The sequence below is a fragment of the Candidatus Symbiopectobacterium sp. genome, assembly GCF_020054415.1.
Taxonomy (GTDB): Bacteria; Pseudomonadota; Gammaproteobacteria; order Enterobacterales; family Enterobacteriaceae; genus Symbiopectobacterium.
Genome location: NZ_JAHWCO010000430.1, coordinates 1 through 2,165 on the forward strand (window position 1 = coordinate 1; position 2,165 = coordinate 2,165).

Genomic DNA, 2,165 nt, shown 5'->3' on the forward strand with positions numbered 1-2,165 from the left:
GGAGGGTACGCCGGTTACACGGCGCAGAGCGTACCAAATGGCGTTGCTCCATGCCCGGTCGAAGTGAAAACCGTTTGCCATGCTCCAGACGAGGCGGGTAAGGCTGTCGATATCATGGCTACTGAATAGTTCGGCGGCTTGGGGTTTGTATTGTGGGATACTGGCTTCTTTGTCGAGGATATCCAGCACCCATTTGCGGAACTCTTTGGCTACAGGCGTACGGGCAAACATAGCGACGAGATGTGCGCCACGCAGGGAGAAAATGCGCGTCTTTTTGCGGTAATTCCCTGAGGTCACTGATTCAATGACCTGAAACATTACGGTCGTAAATTCGTCAATATTTTGATTGTATAGATTAGTAACGGATTTAGCATTCGCATATTGCAAAGCTTTAGCAAGCTCGGCAGACGTGAACCAGATCTGCCCGTTGTGGGTGATGGTTTCGAGAACAGTATTGCGGAACATTAAGGTTGTCATAGTAATGATTTCCTTGTTAGTTAAGGAACATCACCACCTTAAGACGCTAATCTAGAGGGTGGCGAGCTGGATGGAGTTAGCGTAACCGGCTAACAAGGACCCGGCGAGCCTTGCGGCTCCCCCATCCAGCCCACCATTATTCTGATATGGCGGACTGACGCATAAAAAACACGCTGTAGGCGTGTTATGCGCCTTGTTAGTTATCCGGAACGCTAATCCCGGCACCTGAATTTGCAGATGCAGAGTGACTATAGCGCATGGCTTATCCCTAGGTCAATTGGGTGGTTTATTGTGCTATTTACCACGTATCCTTGTTTTTCACCCTAACGCAGCGGAAATCCTCCAGTTTCACCTTATCGCCGAACGACTTACCTGCCTCCTTAGGCTTAAAGAGCAGTTTTTCGCATTCTGACATGCTGAGTTTCACCTCAGAGAAGCGTAGCCACTGAACATCCTGCCCGCCGGGCTTTTTGATCGTTGCCGTTATTTTGTACATAAGTCTCTCTGAGGTTGTTTATGCCGCTACACCGTTCATCATGACGCCTAAGAGACGTGGAAACAGGCTGTCGTAGAAGTGTGGCTGTGTCTGGCGCGGGTTATTCGGGTCGGTCAGGTTCTTTCCGAACTGCAAGCCTTTCTCTGTTAGCGACCAGAACAGTTTCTCTTTGTCGGGATGCTTGCTGCTGGAACGTGACTTGCGCTCAGCGAGTCCGAGCAATTGCAGGCGCTTGAAACCAGACTGTGCGGTGTAGGGCTTGCCGTGCAGCATTAGCAATTCAGTCAAGGAATGCGTGACTTCACTTGACCCGGTTACGCTGCCCTCCGGGGCATCTACGGCGTAGGCAGGCAGGATATCCGGCATGCCGAGGGAAGATTGCAGCTTTTTCATTGCTCCCAGCATTGCGGAAGGCGCTATGCGCAGCTCTTGCTTGTAGAAAGCGAGCAAGGCCAATCCCGCTTGGACTTTTTCTACCAGTACGCCATTGCTGGACTTTACAGAATCACGGAATTGCTCATATACCTGAACCTCAAATTCAGGTTCTATCCATGCCGCATAGCGGATGGCCACTAATTCATCTGCCCATGTTCCTGACTCAAGGCCACCTTTAATGACATTAACCGAAGCTCTTTTTTGAGCATTGCTCAAAGATTGAACAAATGCCGCGATCCCTTCAGTACGTAAAAAATTTGAAGGTCGTTGCGATTCTGTCGCTTTACCTTGTGCAACGGCTGCGCGATGTAAATCATTCAGGCAGTAACGCCCGAAAGCATCCTGACGGACGACGGTATTTTCAATGACAACTAAGTTAGACATAACGATTTCTCCATAGTTAAACGGATGTGGTTATCAGAGGGCTAACGGGTAAAATTTTGCAGATTGGCGGTCAGATCGCTTACACTTGGCTTAACATAGGAGGATCCGCTATGGGCCAGGTTGCATTTGATACATTGCAGGCATCAGAAGAGCTTCAAACCGCCGGGCTTACCAGTCAGCAGGCCAAGGCGATTTCGCTCGTCGTACGCAAGTCTCATGAAGTGGCGGATGTCGCTACTAAGGCTGATATTGCTGAGGTAAAGCGCGATATAGCTGACATTCGTAAAGATATGGAGTTCCGCTTCGAGAAGACCGACGCGCAGATAGCCGATGTGCGTAAGGACCTGTCCGCAGAGATAGCCGATGTGCGTAA

At 49.9% G+C, this 2,165-nt stretch carries 3 protein-coding genes and 1 pseudogene; 1 reads left to right on the forward strand and 3 read right to left on the reverse strand.

Annotated elements, in window-relative coordinates; genetic code table 11:
- The 3 genes from QZ506_RS12545 to QZ506_RS12555 all read right to left on the reverse strand — a co-directional run.
- A partial coding sequence (locus QZ506_RS12545; protein WP_291971458.1) for a Bro-N domain-containing protein occupies nucleotides 1-477 on the reverse strand: 477 nt, incomplete at its 3' end.
- Nucleotides 478-775: 298 nt separating this feature from the next.
- Complete coding sequence (locus QZ506_RS12550; RefSeq protein ID WP_291971460.1) at nucleotides 776-973, reverse strand: DUF1187 family protein; 198 nt, start codon at nucleotides 971-973, stop codon at nucleotides 776-778.
- Between the two features lie 18 nt (nucleotides 974-991).
- A complete protein-coding gene (locus tag QZ506_RS12555) occupies nucleotides 992-1,792 on the reverse strand; it encodes a KilA-N domain-containing protein (RefSeq protein ID WP_291971462.1) in 801 nt (266 codons plus the stop codon).
- Nucleotides 1,793-1,902: 110 nt separating this feature from the next.
- On the opposite strand from QZ506_RS12555, the pseudogene QZ506_RS12560 reads away from it, so the two are divergent.
- Nucleotides 1,903-2,165: pseudogene (locus tag QZ506_RS12560) on the forward strand (hypothetical protein); the annotation flags it as partial.